The 13,539-nt window shown below is 40.2% G+C and carries 10 protein-coding genes; 9 read left to right on the top strand and 1 reads right to left on the bottom strand.

Annotated features, from left to right (window positions below; genetic code table 11):
- Nucleotides 1–160: 160 nt before the first annotated feature.
- Nucleotides 161–331 (bottom strand): hypothetical protein, encoded by a 171-nt coding sequence (locus tag ACIQXP_RS06155; protein WP_159435178.1) that lies wholly within the window; start codon nt 329–331, stop codon nt 161–163.
- 355 nt (nt 332–686) lie between these two features.
- Here ACIQXP_RS06155 and ACIQXP_RS06150 point away from each other — a divergent pair, with 355 nt between their 5' ends.
- The 9 genes from ACIQXP_RS06150 (at nt 687) to ACIQXP_RS06110 (ending at nt 13,368) form a co-directional block, all read left to right on the top strand.
- Nucleotides 687–3,293 carry a DUF7133 domain-containing protein gene (locus ACIQXP_RS06150; protein ID WP_387505102.1) on the top strand — a complete coding sequence of 869 codons (2,607 nt, stop codon included), beginning with the start codon at nt 687–689 and terminating at the stop codon, nt 3,291–3,293.
- A 351-nt stretch (nt 3,294–3,644) separates the two neighbouring features.
- Nucleotides 3,645–4,457, top strand: a complete 813-nt coding sequence (epsC, locus tag ACIQXP_RS06145; protein ID WP_387505103.1) for a serine O-acetyltransferase EpsC — start codon at nt 3,645–3,647, stop codon at nt 4,455–4,457.
- An 11-nt stretch (nt 4,458–4,468) separates the two neighbouring features.
- On the top strand, nt 4,469–5,341 hold the full coding sequence (gene cysM / locus ACIQXP_RS06140; protein WP_387505104.1) for a cysteine synthase CysM: 873 nt from the start codon (nt 4,469–4,471) through the stop codon (nt 5,339–5,341).
- 322 nt (nt 5,342–5,663) lie between these two features.
- Complete coding sequence (locus ACIQXP_RS06135; RefSeq protein ID WP_387505105.1) at nt 5,664–6,947, top strand: ATP-binding protein; 1,284 nt, start codon at nt 5,664–5,666, stop codon at nt 6,945–6,947.
- A gap of 168 nt (nt 6,948–7,115) precedes the next feature.
- Nucleotides 7,116–7,877, top strand: coding sequence for a 5-oxoprolinase subunit PxpB (gene pxpB / locus ACIQXP_RS06130; protein WP_387505106.1), 762 nt, complete (start codon nt 7,116–7,118; stop codon nt 7,875–7,877).
- Nucleotides 7,858–8,856: a 5-oxoprolinase subunit C family protein gene (locus tag ACIQXP_RS06125; protein WP_387505107.1), complete on the top strand. Its 999-nt coding sequence runs from the start codon at nt 7,858–7,860 to the stop codon at nt 8,854–8,856. Before pxpB ends, ACIQXP_RS06125 begins: the two co-directional genes overlap by 20 nt.
- Nucleotides 8,853–9,614, top strand: a complete 762-nt coding sequence (locus tag ACIQXP_RS06120; RefSeq protein WP_387505108.1) for a 5-oxoprolinase subunit PxpA — start codon at nt 8,853–8,855, stop codon at nt 9,612–9,614. Before ACIQXP_RS06125 ends, ACIQXP_RS06120 begins: the two co-directional genes overlap by 4 nt.
- Nucleotides 9,611–10,795: an NRAMP family divalent metal transporter gene (locus ACIQXP_RS06115; RefSeq protein ID WP_387505109.1), complete on the top strand. Its 1,185-nt coding sequence runs from the start codon at nt 9,611–9,613 to the stop codon at nt 10,793–10,795. The genes ACIQXP_RS06120 and ACIQXP_RS06115 overlap by 4 nt, the downstream gene beginning before the upstream one ends.
- A gap of 11 nt (nt 10,796–10,806) precedes the next feature.
- A complete protein-coding gene (locus ACIQXP_RS06110) occupies nt 10,807–13,368 on the top strand; it encodes a M1 family metallopeptidase (protein WP_387505110.1) in 2,562 nt (853 codons plus the stop codon).
- The last annotated feature ends 171 nt before the right edge of the window (nt 13,369–13,539 follow it).

The raw sequence follows: 13,539 nt of genomic DNA, 5'->3' as shown, positions 1-13,539 counted from the left end.
CTGTGTTTTAGTTTTAGGCGAAGATAATAAATTAATAGTTGATGCAGGCCGTTAACAGTGTCACATTAAAACATGTCGAGTCTCACAGCCCAAAAATAACAGACATGCGAACCTGGCCAAACGACAATCGTCTGGAAATTAAAAGCAATCAAAACGAATACTACTCACTGTAATTCCTCTTATCAGCAGCATAAACATGGTACCAGATGTACAGAATCCATATTAACACCACCGTGCTATACACCAGTTCGGGTTCAAAAGAATCCCTTGTCGTCAGCAACGCGATGGAGGAGATCAGGGCAGTCAGGAAGAAATAAAGGATATTTTTCATAACGTACTGATTTTATGAATGTTGAATTGAGTAAATATAACGAAATTTTTGTTAAAAACGAATTGTTTTAGAAATAATTTACCGGAACATGATGTTAATGTTTATAGTTTGTTCGAAATAGTCTGTAGCTTACTTAGCGTAGCAGTTTTTCTATTGATTTATCTTGTTTCTCCGGACATTTAAGCTGGTTTTACTGTTAAAAAAGTTCACTTTGGGATTTCTATGTATAAATTACCTACATTTTAACCAAACAGGTATTTAAATATCTCAAAACAGCACAAAAATGTGGCAATAAGGAATTTATATTTTATGTAAGTTTACCTGGCACAAACTAACCAGAATTAATAACACACAAATGATTAAATTTTCTTTAAGCTTAATTTCTTTTACACTAGTTTTTTTTGGATTAAGAAACTTCTTCAGCGAACCAAAGATACAGCACGTATCACCCCCTGAATTAACCATTACAAATTTCGCAGGACCAGATGTTACACCAAGCCCGGCCTGTTTAGCGGTAGCGCCAACAGGTGAAGTATACGTGGGTGTTGATATGATCGGATCTTTAGGTAAAGATCCTGGCAAAGGCCATATCCTTAAATTAATTGACAAAGACAATGATGGCAAAATGGACGAACACGTGGATTTTGCCGAAGTGGATAATCCACGCGGAATTATTGTACAGGGTAGCCAGGTTTATGTATTGCATACCACTTTTTCGAAAGAAACAAAACAGGCTACCGGCATGAATCTGGTTGTTTTTGAAGATAAAGATGGCGACGGAAAGGCTGATGGCCCCGAAAAACCGCTCATCGAGCATATCAGTAACGCCAAATACATCCGCGAACGTGGTACTGATCATGCCACCAATGGCATCAGGATGGGGATTGACGGTTGGATTTATATCTCCGTAGGAGATTTTGGATTCCACGATGCGGTAGACCGTTCAGGTAAAAAACTAACCATGCTGGGTGGAGGAATTTTGCGCGTTCGTCCGGATGGAACCGAAATGGAAGTATATACCCATGGTACACGTAATGTTTATGATGTGGCTATTGATCCTTATATGAATGTTTTTACCAGGGAAAATACCAATGATGGCGGAGGCTGGAATGTTCGTTTCTCACACCATATACAATCTGGCGAATACGGTTACCCGGTTTTATTTCAGAATTTTACCGAAGAAATTATTCCGGCACTTGCCGATTTAGGTGGAGGATCGGGTACCGGAGCTTTATTTATGGACGAACCCAACTGGCCTGAACAATATAACCATGTGCCCATGATGGCAGATTGGGGCAGAAGTATGCTTTATATTCATAGAGTTACTGCTGACGGACCAACCTTTACACAGAAAGATGAAGAATTTATAAAACTGCCGCAAATTACAGATCTTGATGTAGATGGCTCGGGAAGACTTTACCTTTCGGCCTGGGATGGCGCAGGTTATTCCGGCAGTCCGAATAAAGGTTATGTTGTTCGCGCAGTACCCAACAACTGGACTTACAAAGCTTTTCCGGATGTTAAAAAGGCTTCTGTTAAAAAACTAACCGAGCTACTTAAATCGAATAGTGCAGTAGGCCGATTGGCAGCTTCGCAAGAATTGATTTCGCGTAACAATAAACAAGCCGTTTCATCAGCTTTAAAAGTTGCTTCTGATCAGGGTTTAGCACTTGATGTACGTATAGCAGCTATGTACACCTATGCACAGCTGACCAGAGAAAATGGTATTGCAAAGCTGATTGAATTTACCAAAGATAAAGCAATGAAAGAGTTTGCTTTAAAGGCACTGGCTGATCGTAAAATTTATATAGATAAGGTACCGGTTGAACCTTTTTTAGAGGGCTTAAAAGATGCTGATCTTCGCGTTCAGGCGGCTTCTATCATTGGCTTAAACCGTTTGGGCAGAGCTGAAGTAGCCAATGTACTTTTGCAAACCAAAGTTCCCGCTTCATTCACAGCACCTGCAAAAGGTACTGAAGGGCCCCATGCCACACCAAACTCAGCTATTATTTTGCCTCATTTAGCTGTTAGGGCCCTGGTTGATCTTCAGGCGGTAGACGCTTTGCTTGCTGCAGTTAAAAGCGACAATGCCACCCTTGCACTCTGGGCTTTACGTTATATGCATACCGAAAAGGCAGTCAAAGGGTTAATCGAAAATTACAAACAAGCAACAGATGAAAAATTGAAACAGCAGATTCTGGTTACCTTAGGTCGTTTGTATAAAAAAGAAATCCCTTATGATGCTACCTGGTGGTGGGGCACACGTCCCGATTCACACGGTCCGTACTTTAAAGCTGTTTCATGGGAGGGCTCGCCAGTTATCGAGAAATTCTTGAAAGAAGAGGCTGCAAAAGCAGGAGCGAATGGCAAGCAATTTTATGTTGATTTAAATGAGCGCCAAAGGATGGACATCCCTGAATTTACCATTGAAGAAAAAGTAGCCGCAGTTGAAGAACCAAAAATTGATCTGAATAAAATCAAAAACAAAAAAGGTCAGGTGGGTAAATCATCTATTGAAGATGTATTGTTGGCCATCAATAAATTACAGGGCGATCCGCTAAAAGGAAAAAATATTTTCAATAGCCAGGGTTGTGTAGCCTGCCACAGCTTAAGCAAAAGCGAAAAAATGAAAGGTCCTTTCATGGGACAGATCGGTTCCATTATGAACCGTGAGCAAATTGCAGAATCGATATTAAAACCCAATGCTTCAATCTCACAGGGATTTGCTTCCGTAATGATCACCGCTAAAGGCGACCGTACCTATATGGGCTTTGTTACAGAGGAAACTGCTGCTAAAGTGGTGCTGCGTAACATCGCAGGCGAAGTTTTCACCATCAAAGCAAGCGATATCCTGTCGAGAAAAGAAATGGAAACTTCAATGATGCCAGAAGGTTTGGCTAATTCACTATCATATGAAGAACTGGCTTCTTTAGTTTCTTTCTTGTCTCAACAGAAGCAATAAATATCTCAAATTACCATTTAGCCATAGCGGAGTTTTCTAAATAATAGAAATCTCCGCTATTTTTCTTTAGAATAACAGGTATTTAAAGGAGGCATCACCCTGAACTTGTTTCAGGGTCTTTTAATAAATTTCTCCGGTAATATCTTTCTATCCAGCCAAAAGACTGATCAGCCAAACTTCAATCTTCCGATTAAGACTATAGACTTGAGACTTCGGATTCAACACTAATTTGTTATCTCTCCGACATTTTTATCCATAAAATCAAGGCTATAGTTTCAGTTTAAAAAAACAAAACTTACATTTAGCCATTAAATCTATATATTTAGTCGATGAGCAGATCGGCCAGTAGTTATGGAAGACCATTTTTTTGAACAAATTTTCAAGAATCCTCTTGAACAACAAAACATTCCACCCAATGAAGTTATATCGCTTTGGGCAGAAAAGCTTATTCAGGTACTTTTTCCGGAAAATTCTGCTGAGATATTTTCAACCATTGCCGAACTAAAGGTTTACGTGGCTGCTTTGGAGCTTGAGCTTTATGACATCATATCAGCGAGCTGTCAGCTTAAAAATAGCGCATGCAAAGATGCAGCAGGCCAGTTTTTCAAAAGTTTACCGGAACTTTATAGAATTCTAAATACTGACATCATCGCGATTTACGAGGGCGATCCGGCGGCGCAGAGCAGGTTCGAGGTAATCAGGACCTATCCTGGCTTTTATGCCATTTGTTTCTACAGGATTGCCCATATGCTTTACAATTTTGGGATACCGCTTGTGCCGAGGATCCTCACAGAGTATGCACACTCTAAAACAGGTATTGATATTCATCCGGCGGCCAGTATAGGTGAGTATTTTTATATCGACCACGGAACAGGGATTGTTATCGGAGAAACCAGCACCATTGGTCGTTATGTTAAACTTTACCAGGGGGTAACCCTTGGTGCGTTGAGTGTTAAAAAAACACTGGCGGGCAGTAAGCGCCATCCTACGGTAGAAGACAGGGTGGTGATTTATTCCGGCGCAACCATATTAGGTGGCGAAACCGTCATCGGGCACGATAGTATCATTGGAGGAAACGTATGGCTTACCGAGAGTATCCCGGCATTTTCCACCGCTTATCATTCGCCCATTATAACCATAAGAAATTATAAAGAAACCCATTAATACAGTACAATATGGCAGGAATAATCGATTTGATCGGAAACACGCCAATGGCCGAACTTCAAAAGTTGAATGTAAACCCCGGCGTTCGCGTATTTGCCAAACTGGAAGGCAACAATCCAGGTGGTAGCGTTAAAGACAGGGCTTCGCTCAATATGATCAGAAGTGCAATTGAACGTGGCGAAGTTACTCCTGATACTAAATTGGTGGAGGCTACAAGTGGCAATACCGGAATTGCCTTGGCCATGATTGCAAGTTTGTACAATTTAGATATTGAATTGGTTATGCCGGCCAACTCTACACGCGAAAGAAAGGTAACCATGGAGGCCTTTGGTGCAAAAGTAACCTTGTTGGAGAGTATAGAAGCCTGCAGGGATTATGCAGAAGAAAAAGGGGGTTCAAAAGGATATTATCTGTTAAATCAATTTGCCAACCAGGATAATTACCTGGCCCATTACAAAACAACCGGGCCAGAGATATGGAGGGATACTGATGGGCAGATTACGCATTTTGTTAGTTCTATGGGAACAACCGGAACGATTATGGGCTGTTCGAGATTTTTCAAGGAAAAAAATGCTGATATTCAGATTGTCGGCTGCCAACCTACAGAGGGCTCATCCATTCCGGGTATCAGGCGTTGGCCTGAGGAATATCTGCCAAAAATATTTGATCCCAAAAGGGTAGATCGGGTAATGGATATTGCGCAGGAAGAAGCAACCCGAATGGCCAGGAGAATGGCTAAAGAAGAAGGTTTGTTTGCGGGTATGAGTTCTGGCGGTGCCTGTGCCGCTGCTCTGAAGCTTGCCGGTGAATTAGATCAGGGTACTATTGTTTTTATCGCCTGCGATCGGGGAGACCGATACTTAAGCAGCGATTTATTCGGTTGAACATAATCCATTGAAGTTGCCGGCCCTATTTTGACACAAGCATGCAGCACCTTTGAATAATTTGAACATCTCAAAGGTGCCTTTCCAGGGAGAAATCCCCTTTAACTCTTCCAAATCATCTTCATCTTTCCACGCATGCCTGAGCATTATGTTTGCCACGGAGGAACGAAAAATACGGAAAAACTTTAATGTCCTCTGTGATTTCTGTGTTTCCGTGGCCAATTATTTACACATGCTTTAAAAGCAATTTCCCTGGTGCTTTCCAAAATTATAAGTCTAATGATCAGATTTTATTATATATTTGCTAATTACATTAGTAAATATGTCGGTAAAAGTTAATATTACTTCAAAGGGAATACAAAAGGTACTTAAAAATTATAATGAAAGACAGGCGATTGCCGAATATATTTGGAATGGTTTTGATGCCAATGCAAACACCATCCGGTTAGATTATGAGGCCAATCCATTAGGTCTTTTAACTCATTTAAATATAGCTGATAATGGTTATGGAATTAATTTCGACCGCCTACAACAAAAATTCGACCCTTTTTTCGAATCAGAAAAAGCCGTTCAGATTGTAGCACCAAAGCATACTTCCAAAATGCATGGGCGTAATGGGGTAGGTAGGCTAACCTTTTTTACCTTTGCGCACGACGCCGTTTGGCATACTACCTATCAATCAGAACAAGGCTTTCGCGATGGCGAGATCCGCATTAATACAGGTGGCTTAAACAGTTACAGCTCCGATTTTTCTCCCGCTACCAGCCAGGCTGGAGCAACTGGTACCAGTGTATCTTTCTCCAATTTAAAGATCAGCCAGCAAGATCTGGAAACCATTGTGCTTCCGTTTCTAATCAACGAATTCTGTTGGTTTATCGAACTGAATAAACACAAAAATTACTCGATTATTGTAAATGGAGAAGCGTTGGATTTTAGCAGTAATATTAAAAGTATAGAGGAGTTTAAGCTTTTTTATCCCGATACCGCCGTCACGTTTAAGATCAAGTATGTCCACTGGAAAGAAAATCTTCACAAAGAATTGTCAAAGTACTACTTTTTAGCTGCTGGAGAAGAAATTTATAAAGATTATACCACATTAAACAAAAAGAGCGACGATTATTTTCACAGTGTATATATCGAAAGTGATTTTTTCCGTGATTTCGATTTTAAGAGTTTCGAAAATGAAAGGCAGGTAGCCATATTTGGTGCTGCCAAATCTTCGCCGGAGTACAGGTTTTTGATTAAGGCACTAACAGAGTATCTCAAAAGCAAGCGTAAACCATTTTTAAAAGAATATGCCAACAACTTGATTCAAGGTTATGAGCAGGATGGAATATTTCCGGTTTATAGCAGCGAAAGAGAAAAGCAATTAAAAAAGCCTGCATTGGTTGATTTCATTAAAGCGCTGTATGAACTGGAACCTAAATTATTTGGCAGCTTAAATACCGATCAAAAGAAAACCATTGTACGCCTGATCGATCTGTCAATGCGTGCTAATCTCCACGATGAGATTTTTGAAATGTTTAACAATGTGATTGAATTGGAAGCTGAGGAACAGCAGGAGCTCTTACAGTTGATAAAAGGACTTGCATCGACAGAAAAATGACCTAATATTAGGCTTTAGCCTTCAATTTTTTTGCAAACAGACAATTTTTAGCGATCTCATTGCCGAAATTGTTGTGATTTTGATAATATATAGCCATTTTTATACCGGTAGTTTAATTATTTTACAGGTATGATGAAGATGATTAATGAATAGATCTTTCCGTTTTGCATGATTAAGGAGGAAAGATATTCTGGGACAAACATTCCCCTGAAAATTTATGGATTGAGCGAAAAATCGCTAACCGTAACGTTTGGGACATCAATCGATAATGGTTTGCTGGATCTGATTACCGGTTTTAACCAGTTACTCTTAGAAAATCCCTTTTCTGGCTTGATTACCACTGTTCCGGCTTATACTACCTTAACTGTTTTTTATGATCCATTAACAGTAAAATTATCCGATCTTCCCGGCGAGAATTGTTTCGAAAAGGTATCTGAACATGTAAATAAAATTGCTGCGATAATAACAGCAAAATCAAATGTAATAGCCCATCATCTGGTCATTCCGGTATGTTATGGAGGTGATTTTGGGCAGGATTTATTAACTGTAGCCAAAACCAATAACCTTACTGAAACCGAGGTGATCGACATTCACACCGCTGGCCAATATACTGTCTTTATGATCGGCTTTGTACCGGGATTTGCTTATATGGGGGGGATGGATAACAGATTGTCAACACCAAGAAAAGAGGTGCCTGCTGCTAAAATTCCAGCGGGATCTGTTGGTATTGCGGGCAATCAAACTGGGATTTACCCCTTGGAAACACCTGGGGGCTGGCAGATTATCGGCCAAACACCCTTAAAGATGTTTGATGTAAACCGTAAACAGCCATCGCTTTTAAAGGGTGGAGATCGGGTGATTTTGAAAGCTGTTGATCAGGAAGAGTTTAATGCGATGTTGAAACAAGAATATGAAAATCACTATCATTAAACCCGGCCTGCTAAGTACCGTTCAGGATATGGGCAGGTACCGTTATCTTTCGCAGGCTGTACCTGTTTCTGGTGCTATGGATGAGCTGGCACATCGTTTAGCCAACAAAGCTGTTGGCAATGATGATCATTGTGCTACCATTGAGTTTACCTATGCTGATGCTTCGTTTAAAGCTGAAACATCCATTCTCATTTCTTACTCCGGCGACGGTGCATTTTTAGTTTATCATGGTGAATTAATGCCTGCAGAAAAGCCATTGTTTATTTCAGCAGGCTCGGTAATCAAATTGATCAGCAATCCAATTGGGGTACGTACCTATCTGGCTGTTGCCGGTGGATGGGATGTGCATGATGTTATGGAAAGCAAAAGCACGTATCTTACCGCAGGTTTCGGAGGTTATAACGGAAGAGCATTGCAAAAAGCAGATGTCTTGGTCAGCGGACCTAACCTGAACGAAATATCCAATAAAATTTTAAAGCAGTTGGTTGAAAGATCGTTAATCTATCCGAATTGGTGCATTTCGCGCAATAGTCTACTGCCTGTGAAAAAAAGAGAAATCAGGGTTGTGCCATCCAATGAAATCTGTTGGTTCGATGCAACATCTATTCTTTCATTTCTAACGAACGCTTATACTGTAAACTTAAAAAGTAACCGTATGGGCTACCAGTTAACCGGAAAACCATTGGTAAGGAAAGTTACAGAAGAATTGCTCAGTACGGCAGTAACTCCGGGGACTATCCAGGTAACCGGAAGTGGCGATTTGGTTATGCTTATGGCCGATTGCCAGACAACAGGTGGTTATCCGCGCATTGCACAGGTTGCAGCGGTCGATTTGCCTTTATGTGCACAGCTTAAGCCGGGTGATACTATTGAGTTTGCTGAAATTTCAAGAGATGAGGCAGAAGAACTTTACTTTGAACGTGAGCATGATTTGTTGTTGATTACCAGGGCAATAAACCTTAAATATACTCAAATATGAAAACGATCGATCTTAATTGTGATATGGGGGAAGCATTTGGAAGTTATGCCATGCCAAATGATGAAAAACTGATGGAGTATATTTCATCTGCAAATATAGCCTGCGGTTTCCATGCAGGCGATCCGGCGGTAATGCAGCAAACCGTAAGTTTAGCCATAAAAAATGGGGTAGCTATAGGTGCGCATCCTGGTTTGCCGGATTTGCAGGGATTTGGTCGCAGAGAAATGAAAATTACACCAAATGACGCCTATCAGCTTACTTTATACCAAATGGGTGCATTGGCTGGTTTCGTAAAAGCTGCAGGCAGTAAATTGCATCACGTTAAAGTACATGGGGCATTATATAACATGGCCGCAAAGGATACTGCTTTGGCAAAAGCAATTGCACAGGCCATTTTAGATTTCGACCCGGGTTTAATGCTATATGCCCTGGCCGGAAGCAGGATGATTGAAGAAGCGGAAAAAGTTGGGATTGCAACCGCATCAGAGGTTTTTGCTGACCGTAGCTATCAGGACAATGGTTTACTTACCCCGCGCGGTGCAGATCATGCTTTAATTACCAATGATGAAGATGCTGTTAAACAGGTGTTAGGATTTGCATTAAAACAGCAAGTAAGTAGTATGAATGGAAACCTGATTACCGTTAAGGCAGAAACGGTTTGTTTGCATGGCGATGGTGAACATGCGGTAGCGTTTGCCAGCTTGATAGCCGGAAGGCTAAAAAAAGAAGGAATTATGATTAAAGCGCCACTAAAATGAAGCCAAAATACAATTGGAGTGTACTTTTAGGTGCCGCTTTTTTAATGGCTTCATCTGCCATAGGCCCCGGATTTCTAACACAAACCGCCGTTTTTACACAGCAGTTGGGTGCAAGTTTTGCCTTTGTTATCCTGCTATCCATTATTTTAGATGCTATTGCGCAGTTAAACATTTGGCGGATTATTGCCGTAGCCGATAAACCCGCACAGGATATCGCCAATAAGGTATTTCCCGGTTTAGGCTATTTTATTTCTTTCCTTGTTTTTTTAGGCGGTTTGGCTTTTAACATTGGCAATATTGCCGGCGCAGGCTTAGGACTAAATGTGCTATTCGGCATTAGTGTAGGGCAGGGCGCCGTCATTAGTGCAATTATGGCCATAGGGATCTTCATTTACAAGGAAGCTGGTAAAGCGATGGATGTTTTTGCCAAAACCATGGGACTGATTAAAATTGTACTGGCTTTGATTATAGCTTACACCAGCTCACCACCATTGGCAGAAGCTGCATTAAGGGCTGTAAACCCTACACAGTTTAGTTTTGCCGCAGTATTAACCATCGTTGGTGGAACTGTTGGCGGCTACATTACTTTTTCGGGGGCTCACCGTTTACTCGACGCCAGACAAACCGGTATTGAAAATTTAGATGCTGTAAACAAAGGTGCATTAAGTGCCATTGGAATCGCCTCGGTTATGCGATTGTTGCTGTTTATTGCCGCGTTGGGCGTAGTAAGCAAAGGTTTTACTTTAGATCCGGCCAATCCGGCTGCTTCAGTTTTCAAACTGGCCAGTGGCCAGATAGGGTATAAAATTTTTGGTGTGGTGATCTGGGCTGCGGGGATTTCTTCTGTAGTCGGGTCTGCCTATACCTCTATTTCTTTTATCAAGAGTTTTCACCCGCTGATATTAAAGTTTAACAGGGAAATTATCACCATCTTCATATCCATCTCCTGCATTATTTTTCTCCTTGTTGGAAAACCGGTTAAAACGCTGCTTACCGTAGGAGCCATAAATGGCTTTATTTTACCCATCGCATTGGGAATTATGCTTATTGCAGCCTACAAAACCAAGATTATTGCAAGTTACAGGCAGCCGCTATGGTTAACTTTGGCTGGTCTGGCCGTGTTATTAACCATGGTTTGGATGAGTTATGGTACGATTATACAAATGATAAATGGAGAATAAATTTTTATAAAATGAATACAATAGTTAAATATTTTTGTGCTTTACCATTGCTGCTTGCAACCTGTTTTGCCCAGCAAAAGTCGAAATCAGTAATTGTAGAACCAGGGGTATCGCTTGCATTGGCAAATGCCAGAAGTGCTGCAATCAGTAACATTAGCTATAAGCTTCATTTTACGATACCAGCTGAACAAAAAGCTTCAATTGAAACTATTGAAAATATTGATTTTAAATTAAATAAGTTGTTTCATCTGCAAGTTGACTTTAAGCAAAATGAAGATCATATCAAGCGGGTAACAGTGAATGGAAAAGACATCTCAATCGATTTCAAGGCAGAACATATCTTAATTAAACAGGAGTATTTGAAGATTGGTAACAACCGTATTGAAACAGCATTCATAGCTGGCAATGAATCATTAAATAGAAACAAAGATTTTTTGTACGCCCTTTTTGTACCTGATCATGCAAGGACCGTCTTTCCCTGTTTCGATCAACCCGATCTAAAGGCTGATTTTTTACTTTCATTAACCGTTCCAACAGATTGGAAAGTAATGGCTAATGCGGCCAAAAGAGACTCTGTGGTACAGGGAAAAGCAACTACTTACCATTTTGATCGCTCTGATAAACTGCCCACCTATTTGTTTTCGTTTACAGCCGGTAAATACGCGCTCATCAAGCGGAAAATAAAAAATCACAACATGGAATTTCTACACCGTGAAACCGATTCGGCAAAGATTAAATTCAGTGTAGATTCTGTTTTCGTTGCGCACCGTGATGCCCTTGACTTTTTGGAAGACTGGACAGCAATCAAATATCCTTTTCAGAAAATTGGCTTTGTAAGCATTCCTGATTTTCAGTTTGGAGGAATGGAGCATCCGGGTGAGGTGCAATATAAAGCATCTTCATTGTTTTTAGATCAGGGTGCGACTAAAGATCAGTTTATTTCGCGTTCTAATCTTATTTCGCATGAAACAGCGCATATGTGGTTTGGCGATCTGGTCACCATGAAATGGTTTAACGATGTATGGATGAAAGAGGTTTTTGCCAATTTTATGGCTGATAAGGTTACTGAAAAGTTAATGGGAAAAAACACCTTCGACCTTAAGTTTTTGCAGGATCACTATCCTGCAGCTTATGGGGTAGACAGAACTTTGGGGGCTAATCCCATTCGGCAGCAACTGGATAACTTACAGGAAGCCGGATCCATGTATGGAAATATCATTTACCATAAAGCCCCGATTATGATGCGCCAGTTGGAATTATTGATGGGTAAAGACGATTTTCAAAAAGGAATAAGGGAGTATTTGAAAAAATATAGTTATGGCAATGCTACCTGGAACGATCTGATTGCCATTTTAAGTAAACACAGTAAACGTGATCTCTTGAGTTGGAATAAAGTTTGGGTAAACGAACCTGGCAGACCGGTTTTTAGTTATCGTATTGAATACGAGAAAGATAAAATAAGCTATTTTAGCCTGAGCCAAAACAGTGAGACGGGACAGCCAAAGGTGTGGCCGCAATCTTTTACGGTAAAGCTGGTTTACCCAACAGGTGATAAGATACTTATGGTAAATGCCAAAACTGCTAAAACAGATTTAGTGGAGGCAAAAGGTTTACCTAAACCTCAATATATTTTATTTAATGCAAATGGCGCGGGATATGGCCTTTTTCCGATTGAGAAAGAGATGATGGCAAATCTTTTTCACATCAAAGATCCTTTAGAACGGGCCTCGGCTTATATCGACGCCTATGAAAATATGCTTTCGGGCAAATACAATAAACCAGGCGAACTGTTAGGCTTATTACTGCAGGGATTAGCGGTTGAGAAAAATGAAATGAACCTAAGGTTGATCACCGGATATCTTACGAATATTTATTGGGTTTTTATTAATGGTGAAGTACGGAATACCATATACGAAAATATGGAGAGTACCATATGGAGTGCAATGGAGCAACAGCAAATGCCGAACAATAAGAAGATTTTGTTCAATGCTTATCAAAATATTTATTTAAGTGCTGAGGCTGGAAAAAGAATGTATGATATCTGGCAGAAACAAACAACGCCAGATGGCGTTAAATTGTTAGAAGATGATTATAGCGCACTTGCTTTAACGCTGGCGCTTAAAACAGATACGGCAAACACCATATTAAAAGAACAGTTAGCACGTACTAAAAACGAAGACAGAAAAAATAGGCTAATGTATTTAATGCCTGCATTATCTTTGGATGTTAATGAAAGAGATCTTTTTTTTAATGGCTTAAAAGATAGAAAAAACCGTCAGAAAGAAGCCTGGGTAACCAATGCTTTATCCTATTTGCATCATCCCATCAGGCAAAAAACATCTATTCGTTACCTGAAAGAAAGTTTGGATTTATTAGCCGAAATACAGAAAACAGGAGACATCTTTTTTCCGCAATCCTGGTTAGCAGCATCGTTTTCCGCTTATAACAGTAAAGAAGCAAACCTACTGGTACAGGATTTCTTAAAATCTCATCACGGTTATAATCCGAATCTAAAAGATAAGATTTTGCAAGCAACTGATAATCTTCGGCGGGCACAACGGATCGTGAAATAATCTTAAGGCTTTATGTAGTTAAATTTGTTGTATACAGATCCGAAAAGAATTTATATATTTGTGGCGAGAGCGTTAATTTAGATTTGAAAAGGGTAAGCATTAATTTGTTTGCCCTTTTCTTTTTTATTATAATGCTTTATAAGCTAGTATAGCATTGCCGTCATCTCTACT

Origin of the sequence: Pedobacter suwonensis, from assembly GCF_044762335.1 — a bacterium.
GTDB lineage: Bacteria > Bacteroidota > Bacteroidia > Sphingobacteriales > Sphingobacteriaceae > Pedobacter.
This window is presented reverse-complemented; position numbering and strand designations above follow the sequence as displayed.

Excerpts from the sequence above, each read along its gene's own strand:
- cysM (WP_387505104.1), top strand. The coding sequence starts at position 4,469 with ATGGCAGGAATAATCGATTTGATCGGAAACACGCCAATGGCCGAACTT.
- ACIQXP_RS06150 (WP_387505102.1), top strand. The coding sequence starts at position 687 with ATGATTAAATTTTCTTTAAGCTTAATTTCTTTTACACTAGTTTTTTTT.
- ACIQXP_RS06120 (WP_387505108.1), top strand. The coding sequence starts at position 8,853 with ATGAAAACGATCGATCTTAATTGTGATATGGGGGAAGCATTTGGAAGT.
- ACIQXP_RS06155 (WP_159435178.1), bottom strand. The coding sequence starts at position 331 with ATGAAAAATATCCTTTATTTCTTCCTGACTGCCCTGATCTCCTCCATC.
- ACIQXP_RS06125 (WP_387505107.1), top strand. The coding sequence starts at position 7,858 with ATGAAAATCACTATCATTAAACCCGGCCTGCTAAGTACCGTTCAGGAT.
- ACIQXP_RS06110 (WP_387505110.1), top strand. The coding sequence starts at position 10,807 with ATGAATACAATAGTTAAATATTTTTGTGCTTTACCATTGCTGCTTGCA.
- epsC (WP_387505103.1), top strand. The coding sequence starts at position 3,645 with ATGGAAGACCATTTTTTTGAACAAATTTTCAAGAATCCTCTTGAACAA.
- ACIQXP_RS06115 (WP_387505109.1), top strand. The coding sequence starts at position 9,611 with ATGAAGCCAAAATACAATTGGAGTGTACTTTTAGGTGCCGCTTTTTTA.
- ACIQXP_RS06135 (WP_387505105.1), top strand. The coding sequence starts at position 5,664 with ATGTCGGTAAAAGTTAATATTACTTCAAAGGGAATACAAAAGGTACTT.
- pxpB (WP_387505106.1), top strand. The coding sequence starts at position 7,116 with ATGATTAAGGAGGAAAGATATTCTGGGACAAACATTCCCCTGAAAATT.